Raw genomic sequence first — 13,792 nt, 5'->3', positions numbered from 1 at the left:
CAGTCGCTGCCAATGTCTTCAGCGAAGTGGTCCCGGTCGGCGTAGAACTTCAAGGCAGCTCGCAGCTGCTCAACCTCAGCGGCGTCGGTAATCGCTCCCAGCCCAACAATCGGCAGCCCAGTCGCCGCCGCATCCCTCTCTGCCTCTTCTTTGGTCCACCAGAAGGCAGTACCAACCATCCAGGCTATTGGCTCGGGGTGGGGCTGTGGGGCTGGCTGGGCCCGGGCATTCCATTTTTCAACGTGCGCTTGCGGGTCTTCACGGAAGCCCCAGCTGATCGGGCCGAGCACCGGGCAGCGGTGCATGAAGCTGTAGATGTCTTCGCGGTGATGCTTCGTGATCTGCGGCTTCTCACCACAGAACGGGCACGGCAGCAGGTCGCTGACCATCTCTGTGTTGCTGGATCGGTTTTCTGTGGGCATGGGTAGCTCCGGCCTATGCGGCTTTCAAAAGGGCTTCAATTACTCGCTGGCCTGCCAGTGGCGGTACCGCATTGCCGGCCATGTGCATGGTCAGCCTGTGGTTGTCCGGCCGCAGGGTGTCAGCCGGGAACGACATCGCGGCCAAGGCCTCGCTGGCGCTCAGCATCCGCATGCGGTCGCCGTCGACCAAGGCCCAGCGGTCCAGGGTAGTGATGGTGCCGATCGGCCGGTTGATGTCGCGTCCGGTGGTGCCGGAGCCCTTGCCGTAATACGGCATGATGAACCGGTCGCCGAAGCGCTGGCGCCCATTGTGTACCCGGTCGAGGGTGGCCTGGGCCCGGCCTGGTTTCTCGATCTGCGACCAGCGCCCGGCGTCGAAGTCGAGGAAGCTGCTGGCCGGCACGTGCTCGCATTGCTGCAGCTGCAGCTGAATCGGGGCCTTGCTCTTGGTGCAGATCAGGAACAGGCGCACCCGGTGTTGCGGAACGCCGAGGTCGGCGCAATCGACAATGTGCGGCGCAACCTGGTAGCCCAGGCGCTGCATGGCATCTACCCAGCTGGGGTAGAGCACCCAGTTCACGAACTCGGGCACGTTCTCTACCACCCAGGCATCCTGGTCCAGCACTTCAGCAGCAGAGGGCACAGCCCAGGCTGTCGAGCGCGACGCGTCGTGCTCCGGGTTTCCGCTCTTCTTGCCCCTGGCGTTGGTGAAGCCTTGGCAGCATGGAGAGGCGATGCCGATGTCCGAGCGCGGCACCTTCGCCCAGTTCGCTTGCTGGAGATCCTGGCATACGTGCTCGGTGTCCTTGTGGTTGGCTGCGTGCCACTTCACGGCCTCAGGCCAGTGGTTTGCAGCCCAGAGGACCTTTACCCCGGCGGCGCGCGCACCAGTGCTCCATCCGCCCATGCCGGCGAACAAGTCGATTGCTGTTGTCACGTTGTGGTCCTTGCGTGCAGGCGCCGCCCTCGCCGGGGAGGCGTTATCGTTGAATAGGGGAAGGCGCCGCAGCTGGCGCGCATTGTTCTGCTGGGCTATCAATTCATGGCTGACTCGACCTGGTGGAGGTCGCCATGACACTGAAAAGCGATACCGAGGCCCTTGCCTCGATCGAGGAAGAAGCCCTGGCAATGCTGAAAAAGATCGGTCTGCCGGATGACCACCTGAAGAAGGAAGTGGTCATCTGCCTGCGCCAGATCATCGCGATTGCCCGCTACCGGAAAGGCCTGGGTGCCGACCCTGTCGTTGAATAGGGGAAGGCGCTGGCGGGCAGCGCCGGAGGGTCAGGCTCGATTCAGGAATTCCTGGCACCTGCAGTTGAGGTTCGAGCAGTGGCTTTGGCCAACCCAGTCAGGCATTCGGTCGCCTTTATGTCTTTCCGTGGTCCATGCAGCCGATTGGGGTCTGGTTATCGCTCATGGTTTTCTCCATGCATGCACCGGCTTGGCCGGTGTTGTACCTGATAGTGGCAATTTAATGGCATTTGGGTTATTCATTGTAATACCAGTCAACGAGATGAATACCCGATGGACCGCGAGCCAACAAACCAGGAAATCGCAGCAGCTCTCGGCATTGATGAGGATCAGGTTGATAAGTACCGTCAGGAGGCTGTGCTGCTGGGCGACGGATCTTGGCTTGTCCACTTTTCCTACGACATGCCGAGAGAGCTTCGGCACAGCTTCACCGGTAGCTTTACGGCGATTGTTGCGTGCGTTGAATCTTGTGTTGACGGGCGCGCAGTCGACTGAGGCTGGCTGGCAGCGAAGGACAGTCAGGAGGCTATCGGGAACTGTTTGGCAAGGGCCTGCTGAACTGCTGCGATGATGCTGCAGAGGTAGTCCCAGTCAGGGTTGCGCTCCATGGCGTCGGCCGGCAGGTTCCACCAGTCGTCACCGAATACGCGGTGCAGGAACTCGCGGTGGGCGCCGCCGCACTCATCGAGCGAGCTGGTGTGTCGAACATCCTCAGCCTCGTCGAGCAGGCTTCGGGCATCTTCTGCGTCCAGATCCCGGTCACGCCGCATTTGCACGATCACCTTCCGCGCTTTGTCGGCCAGCGCTTCAGCGCTGAACCGGCGAGAACTCAGCGACCGGTCGAAGTAGCCGATGATGTAGGCGTCGTGCAGCTTGCAGAAGAACTGGCCGATGGTCAGGCCATCCCACATACCGCCCCAGTAGGCGTGCCATGTCTTGTCGTAGCAGCTGACGGTGATCTTGCCCTTGCAAGGCTCGAAGTCTTCGAGGTAGACGCTGATTGGGTCCAGGCCTTCGGCCCCGGTGATCAGCAGCTTGGTGACGGTCGATGTCTCGATGTTCATGGCTCTGTCCATGCATGCGCCGCCCTCCGTGGCCGGATGCGGCATGGTGGCAATTTGGTTTGGGATGGGGTATTACGGGTGACCGGCATGGGGCCGGATCAAAGGAGTGAAAATGGCGTTTCCAAATAGCTGTTGCCGGACCTCAATGGAGGCTTACGACGATCTGACCCAGCTAGGGAAATTCGTAGTGCTTGAAGGGCGTGATGCAATTGGGCAGGCCTTGAAACTCAAGTGCACCGAATGCGGTGACGAGTGGAGCCGGGATTACCGTAAAGGTGGCGACCTCTTCTGGATCAAGAAGAAAGACAACGGTCAACTGTCATAACCGATTCGTAGCGCATCGCGCGCGCGGAAATTCTCAAGCTTCCGCGCCACAGTCGGCGACACCTTGATTTCGTGGCGCGGAGGTTCCAGTAGCGGCAGTGCGCCGCCCGGGCCCAGTCCGTGCAGATGATGAATCATCAGCGTCATCGCCTCGCCCTGTTCCTCGATCCCGGCCCACTCCATCAGCTCCAGCAGGGCCTGCTTAGTCCCTGGTCGAACCTTCAAGCGCAGGTCTTCTTCCTGCAGGCGCTCGGCCTTGGCGCGACGTTTCTCGTCACGCTGCTGCTGCGTCAGAGCCATCATCTCCTCCATTGCGCACAAAGGTGGCGCCCGGCCCGATGTCGAGCAGGTCGCACACCCGGTTGATGATCTTGAGCGCGGCATCGAACACTTTGGCGTCGTCCGGCTCGCGGGCCAGGCGCTTCATGTTCGGCTGATGCTCGAGGCAGACTTTGTCGACCAGGCGCCGGGCCAGCCTTCGCAGGTGATCCGCGCTGTCGAAAATGCGCAGGCTAAGCGCGAAGGCCAGGGCCACATCATCAGGCCGGTACTGGCCGCCGCTGCGGGTGATGTACAGCTTCTTGACCGGCCGATTCATCCAGGCGGGCAGGGTTACGACTCCAGAAGATGCTTTCTGCATTTCGATGCTCCGATAGGCCGCTTGGCGGCAGGTGGAACTGTTCTTGCCGCCGGCGCTGGCGGACCAGGCTATTAATCCGTCTCATGGATGGCACACCTCAATCGGCGTTTTCTTCGTCGATCCGGAAGGCATGACGACCAGTAGACTCTTGCTGCCTCGGTATACGCCCCAAGGCTGACCAGTGGATCTGGCCATGGCCGCCGCGTACTTCACGGCGGGCACGGGCTGAGACATGGTTGCGATCATGGCCTACCCCCGATTCCGCTGGAGCGGGAAGTCGATGTCGAACGCAGTGAGGATGCGGGCGAATCTGCAGTTTCCAATACCTAGCTCCAGTGTCACGCCCCACCGGGACATGCCGGAATCACGCAGGGCTATGATCTTGTCGGCGAGGTCGCGATCTTCCTGACTCGGCTCGGCCTTCACCTTTTCAGGTCTGGCCGGCTTCGGCGGGCTGAAGAACCTGAATCCTCCCCGCGCCGCTACGCCCCAGAGAGCGGTCTTGGTTTCGCCCAGGAGCTTTGCGACCTCGCCACAGGTCATGGTCTTGGCGAGCTCTTCTACCTGAGCTGTGCGTGCCTTGGCGCGGCTTTTACGCTCGCCGCCGCGCTCCTGCTTGACTGGCTTGACCCGCTTCGGCTTCGGCTCAGGATGATGACGCTGGCGGAAGGGCACGTACTGGAACCCCTCCAGCACAATGATCCGGCCGCCAGACGAGAAGAAGGCCGCTTTGGCGGCCTCTAGGTCGATTGATGGGTTCACCCTTCACTCCTTTGCGCCTCGGTCAGGGCGGCATTGAGGTCTGCGGTTTGGCTTTCGGCCGGCTTGATCGAGAAGAAGTCGCCAACAGCCGCCTGGCCATTCTTGATGCTGTTGAACACACCGCGCAGAGAGGCGATTTCCTCGGGCAAAATCTCGTCCAGGCTCTTGTTGAGGTAGGCGCGCAGGTGCTTCTCGGTCACGCCTTGCTGGGCGAACGCGTCGACCAGGGCGCGGACGCGGTCAGCGAGGGGCAGGCTGGTGTCGCCGGCCAGCGTCTTCCGGCACTGGAAGACGGCTGCTTCGACCAGATCGGGCGGCAGGATGGCCAGCAGTCGTGCACGTAGGCGGCGACCGCCCATGTTCGCGGTGATCTCGTAGATGTCACGCTCTTCGGTCAGGGCTTGTCCACCGCCGCGCTTGTCACGGATGTGGCGAACGGTGAATTTCTGCGACGAGTAAGTGTTCGTCTCCAGGTCCCAGGCATAGGCCTCCATCTCACTGTTGCCTTGCTGGCGGCTCAGCTCGCGGATGCCGTACTCGATGTTGCCCCAGCACCTGGCCAGCTCTTCGGCAAGGCGGATGGAAGGCCCGGATACGGTTTGCCCGCCGCGTGGGTAGGCGTATTCCCCAGAAGCCGCCAGGCTTGGCCGGCTGCACGAATTCATGATCTTGCTGTAGGCAAGGGCCTCGTCGCGCGGGAATCGTTTGGCCAGCAGCAGCTTGCCCTGGGCTTCGGTCACGGCCCGGCTCTGTTCGATGTTCACAGTGCCGTGGTTCACGTGCTCCGCCATGCCGCGCGGGGCGAAAGGGTTGTTCTCGGTCATAGCTTGTCCTTCGCCCAGTAGGGCAGCGTCAGTGTTTCGATGGCCGGCCACTCGTTGTGTCGAAGGCAGTCGGCGTAGACTTCGATATTGCGCTGGTACTCGGTACGGCCAGCGGCCTTGGCCTCGAAGTCCATGGTGAATAGGCGAACCGGGTATTTGCCGCATTCAATGCTGGTACTCACAACCAGGAACACAAACGCGGCAGGCGCCTCGCCAAAGTGGGCTGCGTAGCCGTCGCTGTAGTAGCTGTCCTGAACGTGGTAGCGGTAGTCGTAGAACGAACGGGCAAACTTGCTCATGTCGGCCGTGGTCTTGAGGTCCAGAATCCAGCCAAGGCGCTCGATGGTCTTGTCTGGCCGGCAGCGGCACAGCACGCCTTCGCGCTCATCGTTCCAGTAGATGCTGGCCTCGGCATCCCCCTGAGTTTCGAGCAGGAACCGGGCATGCGGGTGAGCCATGACGCTTTCGCGGATCAGGCCAATCTTCCTGCCGTCCTCTGCCGACAGGACGGTCTGGCCGGTGAGCGTGGATTCGAACTCTTCCCACTTCTCTTTGCCGGCCTTGGTGTTGCGTGGTGCATCGGCTGGGCCGACTGCGTACTCAGCGGCGTACCGATCCGGCTCAAGCAGCAAGGCGTGCACTGCATCGCCAAGGTCCAGCGCCTTCTTTTTTTCTGGATCTTCCGGCGCCGCCTTGCTCCACTGGAACAAGGCTGGAGCCTTGGCGATTAGGTCAAGCTGCGATTTGGACACGCCTTCGCCGCCGTGATAGGCCTCATTGCTGAGGTCGCGGTAGTAGCCAGGTTGCATAGGAAAACCTCGCGCCAGGCCGGCGCCGTCAGTTGGAATAGGGAATCGCCAGGTCACCCAGGCACGGAGGTACGCTCCAGGCCCTGGCTGCGGTGGATGGTTGCGCGCTCTCGCCGCTTACGCTCCCGAAGGGGTACGGTTATCTCCGAAGAGCCCGCCGTGCGCCGGGTGCGTGTGATTCAGGAAGTGATGGAGCCAGCCCGGGCGCTCGCAAGCATCCAGGCGGTGCAGATGAAAAGGGTGGTGAAGCTGCCGCGCCAGAATGCCCAGCGGCGGGCTTGCTGGCGGGTCACGGCCGGACCCTCACAGCGATGCGCCGGCCTTTCATCGTGGCACTCAGCTGGCACTTGAGGCTGGCCACGGGCAATTCGCGAGGAAGGCCGATCACTTCGTTGAAGGGAATCCCGAATCTGATGATGGCCAGGCTGCGCTCGATCTGCTCAAGCTGTTCGTCAATCAGCGATTTGACCGGTGCAGTGCTCATGAGAACCTCCGGGCTTGCTGCTCCCACTGCTGGTGATCGTGGGCGATCATGCGGTCACGGCGCTGAATGAAGTGGTTGCGCAGCGGGAGGTCAATGGCTCCGGTCAGGTGCGCCAAGTCGATGGCAATCTCGATCTCACCCTCAAGCCGAGCACGGCCGCTCAGCGAATCAGAACCCTTAGCCATGGCCTCAAGGCGAGATTCGATCATGCCGATCACATCGTTACGCGTTGAATTGTTCATGTGATTCTCCGAGCGGCGCCTGAGCCGCAAAGTGCTTCCATCTTTCCAAGCGCCGATGCGATTGCTCGACGGCTGCTGGCTTTCTGTTGTTCATCACGGGCTCGCAGGTTTTCCAGCCAGGCCCGGTTGTCTTCTGCGGCTTCTGCAGGTGTCACGTGTCCAGCCCAGTGCACCTGCTCGTCAGCGGAGAGTCGACGATCCAAGGCGCGGGCCTGGGCGCTATCGGCGTACAGATCGGCGTGGTCGGCCATGGTCGCCTCCAGTTATCCGATTTCGTGTTCAGCAGCCCACCAGCCACACTGCCAGTCGCTGGACTTGCTGTGATTCATTGGCTCGCCGTCTTGGCGGGCGTCGTAGCCTTTCTGGTATTCCTTGCTGTGCTCGGCCATGGTCGCCTCCAGTTACGGTTGGGATGCTCGATAGCGCCGCATGAGGCCTTTGGTCAGGCGCTGCATGATTCGCGGGTATCGGTCGGGGTGGTGAAGGCGGCAGTAGAGGTGCTCTCTGCCATAGCCTTCGTGATCGCAGTAGTCGCAATCACAGTGCTTGTTGAGCAGCGCCCGCGCTTCTGCTGCGCATGCGGCGCGCAGCGTGAACCAGCGACGACCGCCGCCACGGAAGACGGCAGCAGTCTCGACTGTGACGGCCATAGTCGCCTCCAGGTGGTGGGTTACTCGGTGGGTGGGGAAGGGAGGGGCTGCCAGTGGGTGGGCTTCCAGCTTGAAGCCCAACTGCTTTGCGGCTCTTCCCACGAGAAGTACGGCGGATATCCGTGTGCGTGCGCAATCGAGCCTTTGCCATGCTCGCGATAAAGCGACTCGCGAGCACCGTATCGTTCGTTCCAAGCAAGAACCCTGGTCCCAACCTCCGGCAGCCTGTCGCTGCACTTGATCCAGGCGCTCATGGCTTCACCCGGGCGGCGAGCATGGCGTCGGCCAGCTTGTAGGCCGTGCTGGCGGTTTCGTTCTCGCAACCACCCACGCCCAGCAGGCATGGAGCTCCTGCGGTTGATATGAGTCCCTGCAGCGCCTTGGCCGCGAAGTAATCGCGGATGGTCAGGCCAAAGCAGGTTCCGTGACCGCCGTAGTCGCTGGCCTGGACTGGAAACGCTGGCTGCTTGCCCTGCGCGGTAGGCTGGCACTCGTAGCAAATGCCGCCGACCTGCTCGGATTCTTCGATGTAGCTTGCGCAGCGCAGGCATCGGCCTACGCCAGATGGTTCTGGTGGCTGGTACATGGATTGTCCTCTGGACCGCATTGGCCAGGAGCCAGGCGCGGGTGACCAAACCCACCGTGAAAGGTGGCCTGGCGCCTGCCAATGCGGTCGTATGTGAAGGGAAGTGGATGTGGGATGCATCGGGGTGCAAGCTCAGCGGAATCGAACCGCTATCTGCGTCGGACTTTCTCGGCCTGGTGATCAGGCAGACCACGGTCAGGTAGGCGCGGGCAGCTACTCCCTCGACTTCTGACCCCGCGCACAGATGCCTCCTGCGAACTTGCACTCCGGTGCAGCCTGCGATGGGGAGCAGGGCATCGGGCAGTTAACGTCAGTGCTGACGGGGCGTTGGTTGTCTAAGGAAGCGGTTTCGCAAGAGCCAAGCGATCGAAGTACTGGGCTCGATATTTGTCCCACTGCGCACGAATGGTCGGGCGATCCGCGTAACCCTTCGAAAGGCCGAACAGCTCGCGCTGCTCTTGAATCCAGCCTTGAATATTCACGCAGACGCCGCGAGCGCGACGGGAGCGGAACTGCTCTGTGGTTTCGCCTGGCTTGCGGAACTGGTTTATGTTGCGCATCTCGTTGCCCTCCAGGGCGGTTGATTTCCCGGATGCCACTCTCTGAATGGCACCTGGTGAAATCCCGGCCTCGCTACTGGCGACAGGCCGGGGTATTGCGTCAGTGGTGGTCGTTCGAGCTCAGCCGCCGACGGCCCTGCTCTCAGTTCGGTTGGCCTTGAGCTTCCCTATCACCTCGCGTCGATCGGCCTCGGCGGGGTGGTCGTTGGGTAAGGTGTTCGCTACACGACTGCCGACTGCAGCTCTGTGGCCCGTTGGGTGGGGCAGTCCGTCGTGGGTTGCCGGTCCGCGTTCCGGCTGGTCTATCTACTTCATGGGCAGGTTCCTCCTCTTGGTTAATCGCTGCTCGCGCTGTGCCAGGTACCGACGCCCGTTCTAAGGGCATCCCGGCAGGGAGCGTTTGCAGCGCAACCCTCCATCCGCTTTCCGTGGCCCGGCCAATGTTCCTGCCGTGCTGACGTTCCGCCTGATATCGAGCTGGCCAGTTCCAGAGCTGGCATGGGGATCGAATTTGTTGCTCGCGCTGTGCCGTTGCCGGGATCGATCCGCGAGGTTCCCATCAATGTGAAAGAGCGGCGGGTCTTTTGAGGCCCTGACCAACTTCGCTTGTGTTTCCCTATGCAAGTCGGCTTGCATTTATAAAAGCATGCTTGCACTTCGAATGCAAGCAAGCTTGTGAAAAATTTATATACTGTACAAATATCCAGTAACAATAAATGAGATGGGCATGACAGGGAAATCGAAGAAATCGGCAAAACCAGAGGTTCGCCAAATGACAGGCGCAGAGCGGCTTGGACTGCGGATATCAGCGATGATCAATTCGCCAAGGGCGCAAGAGCGGTGCTCTGCATTGGTTCACCGACTGGACACCGACACGGATGAGGCTTGGCATGAGGTAATGGAGGCGCTTGGCGAAACAGACGGGGTTTGTCTGACATTCCAGGATGACGGGGATGTATTGATTGAGTGGGAGAAGCCGACTGACGAGGACCTAGTATTGGAAGAGGCGGAGGTTGATCTGGTCGAAGAAGAGGCGCCTTTCTGACGAGCACAAAAAAGCCCGCGCTATGCGGGCCTATATGAGCCTTGAGGAAGGTTACTTTGAGAACTTCACCTCAGTCGCCAAGGCCTGCTTGGCAGCCTGGTAGTCCGCCTTCGCTCGGTGATCAGGCATACGGTAGGGGCTCATCGAGGATAGGTATGCGGACCATTTAGCGTACAGGTCCTTGCTCAGCTCAAGTTGCTTGGCAGGCACCTTGGCGCTTTTCAGTCTGGCCACGGCCTCATTGCCCTGGGCGTGTGCGAACTTAACGCACTCCATGAAGGAGCCGGTGTACTCAGCCTGCAGGTCTCTTAAGCCGTATCGGACGGCATCCCGCCCAAGCATTGCCTCCAGGTCGCACTGAAACGCAGGCATGTCGAGCTGGCTGGCGAAGTTGGTGGCCTCGGGCGAATCCTTGTCGTAGGTGTACGGTCGCGGCTTGAAGACGTGCGGCTCCTTCTTGGTTGGAGCTGTGGCGTATCCAGAGGATGGCGACTGAACAGGTGCGCAGCCGGCTAGAACGGAGGCAGAAACCAGAAAGGCGGCTAGGGTGATGCGCATGACTCTCTCCTTGAGGAAAGCAGCCATCCTACCACTCTGGCAATGAGCCATCACGCAGGCGTGAAAAAGCCCGCCGAGGCGGGCTGATGCCGACCGCAAGAGACGGAGATCCCGGCGCTTGGCAACGTCAGTGTAACTTGATAAACGGACTTGTGTCGCTGGCATGGTTGAACATCCCTATCTCCACCACGGCTGCTTCGACTGCGTCCAAAGCCTGGGCGATTTGCTGCAAAGACTGCTCAGGGTATCGTTGAGCCGTAGGGGTGATCCCTCTCATATTCGTGGCCAGAGCCAGCTGCGCGTCAGCTAGTCGGGAGAGCAACGACAGGGTGAGTTTGTCGGTGACCATGGCTGGATCCTCCAAAGATCACGACAGGATAGCAGGCAACAAAAAGCCCGCCGAGGCGGGCTTCCTATCCTGCCCGCGGAGCAGGATCCTCACTTGTTACCCTGGGCGTTCGTAGGAACAGCCTTCGCCTGGCTATCTAAGGCTTCCTGAAGCTTTCGCTGCTGCTCTTGCACTTGCCTGAGGATTTCCTGGGTGTCCTTAGTTTGCTGTGCGATTTGGGACTGCGCGGTTGCCATGTCCTTGCCCACACCGAAGCCCGAGATGGTGCTCGAGACGAGCGCTGAGTTGCTGCTCTGTACCCCAAAATAGATGGCTATCGCACTACCGATAATGGCTGTGACGATTGCGAGCGAAGAGTTCCTAACAGACGCCTTAACGTCCTTCAGATGGCTAAGGTCTCGTTCAACGGCTTTGAGATCACCGCCGAGGTTGGACATCTCAAGACGAATTTCGCCCATGGCGTCCTTTACGGTCTGCTCAAAGCTCTTGAGTCTGGCGTCAACGCGCAAGTCCTGATTCTCCAGGTGCGCTTTGAGTTCTTCACGATCCACGTCACTCTGCTCCGGAATTGGTTGCTCTGCTGCAATCGCTGGCTTGGCTACGATAGGGCGCATGTCCTCGAATCTGATATTCGAGTATAGGCCTAGCTCTGGCATGACCGCCTTGATCTCGCCGGATGCCGGAGAGGCTATCACAAACCCTGCATGCAGCAGTGCATTGCTCTGGGGCGCATAATGTCGATTGGGTATAGACGATGCTGCTTCAATCGGTTGAATGCTCATCAGGAAAATTGCCCTACTTTCCCTTCATGCTCTCGGCTTGAGCGATACCCTGTTGCAGGGCGACCACCAGACCCTGAGCAGATTCTAGGGTCATGGTGAAATTGGCAAAAACCTTGCGAGTCATCACCAGCGATTCTGGCAGCGTCTGCGTCTGCAGAGTTCCTGGCGCTATTTCCACCAAGGTCTCCTCGGTGATGTTGATCTCGTTACGACCGACTATCAGAATAATCCGTTGCGATCCTGGCTGATCACCACCGGTTCCGGCCACGTTGAACTGATCAACCATCTCCGATATGAAATTCTCGGCTGGAACGTGTAGCAGTTTTGCACCGTTAGTTAGCATTTATTTACTCCCCTAATTTTCGCAGTTGCGTGATTTTCCACATGAGTAGCCCTACAAACTGATACTAAATGTGCATTCCACACCAGCAGCATCCAGTCCTGCGATTACGCTTGCTCTCTGAGGATAAGTCCCGCCTTAACCTCATCCCCATACCCCACCAACCGATCCTCCCCAGCCCGGCGGATCCTCACTCTGGCACCTCGCAAGGTGTCTTTACCCGGACAATTAGCCCCAGGTGGGTTTCCTCTGCATATCCGGCAAGCCGTTCCTCGGCGTCCTGAAAGGACCGGCACATCCTCAGTACGGCTTGAGCATCTGGGTCATTCCCGGACAGGCTGATGCGCTCAGCAATCCGTTTCAGCTCGACGGCTGACCACTTGAGGTCAGATGCAAGGCCTTGAAGGTCGCGGCGGAGTTCTTGGTTGGGCTTGGTTAGGGGCATGGCTAGGCCTTCCTGGCGTTCCAGATCAAAAGAACCTTGGCATGAATGGTTACATCGTCAATGGGGACCACTCGATCCTTGTGCTTTTCGTGATCAGAGATCATGTCGAAGTGCTCTGCGTCATGAATTTGTAGGCGCTTGATGTACAGCATTTCTTGCCACGTTATGACGTAGATTCCGTCACCAACAAATTCATTGACTCCACGATCAACGATAACCGGATCCTTGTCGTTGATCGTCCCCTCCATGGACTGGCCCCAACCGGTAATCATCGCCAGCGAATGAGGAGAGGTGTACGTCACGCCTTTTTCGCGGAGCACATCCTCGCGAATGATCAGGTTGCGGATCACCTCGTTGTAGTCACTTGGCACCTGGCCATGACCCATTGAGGCGCGCACGTCGTATTGACGGATCACGATTTCTTCTGGTTTTGCCTTCAATCCCGAGAAGTCGGCCTGAATCACTTTCCCCTGAGCCTCGCCTGCCGCCGTCAGCGCTGCCGCAGCGATCTTTTCCTGTGCTTCCGCGTCAAGGCTTTTCCCTGCGTGCTTGCGGATCATCTCCATGACCTTTTCAGCGGCGCCGCTGTTTACTTGGGATTTCCCATGTATAGACGCATCACCTCTTCGCGGTGGCTCGCCTTTGCCAGAAAGCAGCCAATCGACGGTCGTGTCGTACTTGTCCGCGAGCTGCACCAGGTTCTCGTTCTTGATGTTGCCTGTATCTCCGGCAAACCACTGGCGTACAGCCTCATAACTGATGCCGCAGGAGGTAGCGATATCACGCTTAAGCCCACGAGCACCTACCGCAGGCTTTCGTGTCAGGACGAGTTTTGAGATTCGGTCAGTGATTTTCATGCGAGCAATCTACAAGGAAGCTTGACAAGCATGCTTGCCTTGGAATCACAAGCATGCTTGAATATCGGGTAAGTAAAGGAGGTCGCCATGACCAAGACACAAGCAATCCAGCATTTCGGCTCCGTTTCGGCGCTGGCGAAAGCCCTCAGCGTCACCTACGAGGCTGTGCGCCAGTGGGATGGAGTGCCTGAGCTTCGCCAGTACCAAATCGAGCGGATCACCCAGGGAGCGCTTAAGGCTGAGCAAAAAACTCAAGCCGCTTAGTCATGCCGCTCCGATCCACACAAACGCCTTCAGAAACTTCAATAGCCGCAAGGAGCAGTGCCCGCATGTACGCCAACCCCAAGCACCTGCACGACCGTGAGATCAAGGTCCGGGTCGATGAGGACACGTTCGAACTGATTCAGGCGCTGGCCAAGTTTCACCGCACCCAGCGCGCTGTGCTCTGCCGTGAGCTGCTCGAAGCTCAATTGGCCGCCCTGGCTTCGGAGAATACCGGCGATCAGAACGTGGCCTGAAGGCCCGTAGGAGGCCCCATGCCGATTGAAGAAATCGGATTGGACCAGGGGCAGATGGAGCAGCTGGAGAAAGAGGCGATGAGAAGGGGCGTAAGCCCTGAGGCGCTGGCAGCTGAGCTGATCCGTCGAGAACTGGCCAACCGAACCAAGCCTCGCAACCCGCGAGGAGTCGTGACCCCGTTTCATCGAAAGGCCTGAACAGGCCCTGATAAGCCCGAATTGCGGGCACAAAAAAGCCGGGATAGCGGCCCGGCTCTCTGCAACACAAAACTCTGAATGG

At 59.7% G+C, this 13,792-nt stretch carries 29 protein-coding genes; 7 read left to right on the top strand and 22 right to left on the bottom strand.

Translation table 11 applies throughout. The annotated features are described in order from the left end of the window. Both WM94_RS30035 and WM94_RS04785 read right to left on the bottom strand, forming a co-directional pair. Positions 1-422 (bottom strand): Lar family restriction alleviation protein (locus WM94_RS30035; protein ID WP_177342353.1); only part of this gene is annotated, 422 nt, incomplete at its 3' end. Positions 423-435: 13 nt separating this feature from the next. Further along, entirely contained in the window at positions 436-1,359 is a 924-nt protein-coding gene (locus WM94_RS04785) for a DNA cytosine methyltransferase (protein ID WP_061550589.1), read from the bottom strand. 134 nt (positions 1,360-1,493) lie between these two features. On the opposite strand from WM94_RS04785, the gene WM94_RS04780 reads away from it, so the two are divergent. Then, positions 1,494-1,673: a hypothetical protein gene (locus tag WM94_RS04780; RefSeq protein ID WP_061550588.1), complete on the top strand. Its 180-nt coding sequence runs from the start codon at positions 1,494-1,496 to the stop codon at positions 1,671-1,673. 273 nt (positions 1,674-1,946) lie between these two features. Continuing rightward, positions 1,947-2,168 carry a sigma-70 domain-containing protein gene (locus WM94_RS04775; protein WP_028697923.1) on the top strand — a complete coding sequence of 74 codons (222 nt, stop codon included), beginning with the start codon at positions 1,947-1,949 and terminating at the stop codon, positions 2,166-2,168. Positions 2,169-2,191: 23 nt separating this feature from the next. Here WM94_RS04775 and WM94_RS04770 read toward each other — a convergent pair whose 3' ends face one another. Further along, complete coding sequence (locus WM94_RS04770; RefSeq protein WP_061550587.1) at positions 2,192-2,737, bottom strand: hypothetical protein; 546 nt, start codon at positions 2,735-2,737, stop codon at positions 2,192-2,194. A gap of 112 nt (positions 2,738-2,849) precedes the next feature. On the opposite strand from WM94_RS04770, the gene WM94_RS04765 reads away from it, so the two are divergent. Beyond that, positions 2,850-3,062 (top strand): hypothetical protein, encoded by a 213-nt coding sequence (locus WM94_RS04765; RefSeq protein ID WP_061550586.1) that lies wholly within the window; start codon positions 2,850-2,852, stop codon positions 3,060-3,062. Here the strand turns inward: WM94_RS04765 and WM94_RS04760 are convergent. From WM94_RS04760 to WM94_RS04710, 13 genes are all read right to left on the bottom strand, one after another. After that, positions 3,050-3,361, bottom strand: a complete 312-nt coding sequence (locus WM94_RS04760) for a hypothetical protein (RefSeq protein ID WP_061550585.1) — start codon at positions 3,359-3,361, stop codon at positions 3,050-3,052. The genes WM94_RS04765 and WM94_RS04760 overlap by 13 nt on opposite strands. Then, on the bottom strand, positions 3,336-3,701 hold the full coding sequence (locus WM94_RS04755; protein ID WP_061550584.1) for a hypothetical protein: 366 nt from the start codon (positions 3,699-3,701) through the stop codon (positions 3,336-3,338). The genes WM94_RS04760 and WM94_RS04755 overlap by 26 nt, the downstream gene beginning before the upstream one ends. Positions 3,702-3,950: 249 nt before the next feature. Then, positions 3,951-4,463 (bottom strand): hypothetical protein, encoded by a 513-nt coding sequence (locus WM94_RS04750; protein ID WP_061550583.1) that lies wholly within the window; start codon positions 4,461-4,463, stop codon positions 3,951-3,953. Beyond that, a complete protein-coding gene (locus WM94_RS04745) occupies positions 4,460-5,287 on the bottom strand; it encodes a hypothetical protein (RefSeq protein ID WP_061550582.1) in 828 nt (275 codons plus the stop codon). Before WM94_RS04745 ends, WM94_RS04750 begins: the two co-directional genes overlap by 4 nt. Further along, a complete protein-coding gene (locus WM94_RS04740; protein WP_061550581.1) occupies positions 5,284-6,096 on the bottom strand; it encodes a PD-(D/E)XK nuclease-like domain-containing protein in 813 nt (270 codons plus the stop codon). Before WM94_RS04740 ends, WM94_RS04745 begins: the two co-directional genes overlap by 4 nt. A 289-nt stretch (positions 6,097-6,385) precedes the next feature. After that, entirely contained in the window at positions 6,386-6,580 is a 195-nt protein-coding gene (locus WM94_RS04735; protein ID WP_061550580.1) for a hypothetical protein, read from the bottom strand. Then, a complete protein-coding gene (locus WM94_RS04730; protein WP_061550579.1) occupies positions 6,577-6,822 on the bottom strand; it encodes a hypothetical protein in 246 nt (81 codons plus the stop codon). The genes WM94_RS04735 and WM94_RS04730 overlap by 4 nt, the downstream gene beginning before the upstream one ends. Further along, the gene (locus tag WM94_RS04725) at positions 6,819-7,073 is read right to left on the bottom strand and encodes a hypothetical protein (protein WP_061550578.1); all 255 of its coding nucleotides are present in this window, start codon (positions 7,071-7,073) and stop codon (positions 6,819-6,821) included. The genes WM94_RS04730 and WM94_RS04725 overlap by 4 nt, the downstream gene beginning before the upstream one ends. A gap of 12 nt (positions 7,074-7,085) precedes the next feature. Next, on the bottom strand, positions 7,086-7,211 hold the full coding sequence (locus WM94_RS30680; RefSeq protein ID WP_256206997.1) for a hypothetical protein: 126 nt from the start codon (positions 7,209-7,211) through the stop codon (positions 7,086-7,088). Between the two features lie 12 nt (positions 7,212-7,223). Continuing rightward, the gene (locus tag WM94_RS04720; protein WP_044047008.1) at positions 7,224-7,472 is read right to left on the bottom strand and encodes a hypothetical protein; all 249 of its coding nucleotides are present in this window, start codon (positions 7,470-7,472) and stop codon (positions 7,224-7,226) included. Between the two features lie 20 nt (positions 7,473-7,492). Next, the gene (locus WM94_RS31055; RefSeq protein WP_177342352.1) at positions 7,493-7,726 is read right to left on the bottom strand and encodes a DUF551 domain-containing protein; all 234 of its coding nucleotides are present in this window, start codon (positions 7,724-7,726) and stop codon (positions 7,493-7,495) included. Further along, entirely contained in the window at positions 7,723-8,058 is a 336-nt protein-coding gene (locus WM94_RS04715) for a hypothetical protein (RefSeq protein WP_156485947.1), read from the bottom strand. The genes WM94_RS31055 and WM94_RS04715 overlap by 4 nt, the downstream gene beginning before the upstream one ends. A gap of 335 nt (positions 8,059-8,393) precedes the next feature. Continuing rightward, complete coding sequence (locus WM94_RS04710) at positions 8,394-8,618, bottom strand: hypothetical protein (RefSeq protein WP_061550577.1); 225 nt, start codon at positions 8,616-8,618, stop codon at positions 8,394-8,396. A 727-nt stretch (positions 8,619-9,345) separates the two neighbouring features. Between WM94_RS04710 and WM94_RS04705 the strand changes: the two genes are divergently transcribed. After that, positions 9,346-9,663, top strand: a complete 318-nt coding sequence (locus WM94_RS04705) for a DUF1654 domain-containing protein (protein WP_061550576.1) — start codon at positions 9,346-9,348, stop codon at positions 9,661-9,663. A gap of 51 nt (positions 9,664-9,714) precedes the next feature. Here WM94_RS04705 and WM94_RS04700 read toward each other — a convergent pair whose 3' ends face one another. The 6 genes from WM94_RS04700 to WM94_RS04675 form a co-directional block, all read right to left on the bottom strand. Beyond that, on the bottom strand, positions 9,715-10,221 hold the full coding sequence (locus tag WM94_RS04700) for a hypothetical protein (protein WP_061550575.1): 507 nt from the start codon (positions 10,219-10,221) through the stop codon (positions 9,715-9,717). Between the two features lie 127 nt (positions 10,222-10,348). Then, on the bottom strand, positions 10,349-10,570 hold the full coding sequence (locus WM94_RS04695; protein WP_061550574.1) for a hypothetical protein: 222 nt from the start codon (positions 10,568-10,570) through the stop codon (positions 10,349-10,351). 89 nt (positions 10,571-10,659) lie between these two features. Next, positions 10,660-11,352, bottom strand: a complete 693-nt coding sequence (locus tag WM94_RS04690; protein ID WP_061550573.1) for a hypothetical protein — start codon at positions 11,350-11,352, stop codon at positions 10,660-10,662. A gap of 13 nt (positions 11,353-11,365) precedes the next feature. Continuing rightward, positions 11,366-11,695, bottom strand: coding sequence for a hypothetical protein (locus WM94_RS04685; RefSeq protein ID WP_061550572.1), 330 nt, complete (start codon positions 11,693-11,695; stop codon positions 11,366-11,368). Between the two features lie 187 nt (positions 11,696-11,882). Beyond that, positions 11,883-12,137, bottom strand: coding sequence for a hypothetical protein (locus tag WM94_RS04680; protein WP_038409498.1), 255 nt, complete (start codon positions 12,135-12,137; stop codon positions 11,883-11,885). 2 nt (positions 12,138-12,139) lie between these two features. Continuing rightward, entirely contained in the window at positions 12,140-12,994 is an 855-nt protein-coding gene (locus tag WM94_RS04675) for an XRE family transcriptional regulator (RefSeq protein WP_047595586.1), read from the bottom strand. Positions 12,995-13,081: 87 nt separating this feature from the next. Between WM94_RS04675 and WM94_RS04670 the strand changes: the two genes are divergently transcribed. The 3 genes from WM94_RS04670 to WM94_RS04660 all read left to right on the top strand — a co-directional run bounded on the left by WM94_RS04670 (position 13,082) and on the right by WM94_RS04660 (position 13,710). Continuing rightward, on the top strand, positions 13,082-13,258 hold the full coding sequence (locus WM94_RS04670; RefSeq protein WP_013972394.1) for a Cro/CI family transcriptional regulator: 177 nt from the start codon (positions 13,082-13,084) through the stop codon (positions 13,256-13,258). Between the two features lie 65 nt (positions 13,259-13,323). Continuing rightward, positions 13,324-13,512, top strand: a complete 189-nt coding sequence (locus WM94_RS04665) for a hypothetical protein (protein ID WP_013972395.1) — start codon at positions 13,324-13,326, stop codon at positions 13,510-13,512. A gap of 18 nt (positions 13,513-13,530) precedes the next feature. Beyond that, complete coding sequence (locus WM94_RS04660) at positions 13,531-13,710, top strand: hypothetical protein (protein WP_044047010.1); 180 nt, start codon at positions 13,531-13,533, stop codon at positions 13,708-13,710. The last annotated feature ends 82 nt before the right edge of the window (positions 13,711-13,792 follow it).

The organism is Pseudomonas sp. ABFPK (assembly GCF_001586765.1).
GTDB classification, from domain to species: Bacteria; Pseudomonadota; Gammaproteobacteria; order Pseudomonadales; family Pseudomonadaceae; genus Aquipseudomonas; species Aquipseudomonas asiatica.
Note: the sequence above shows the minus strand (reverse complement) of the source record. Positions and strands in the feature narration are given on the sequence as shown.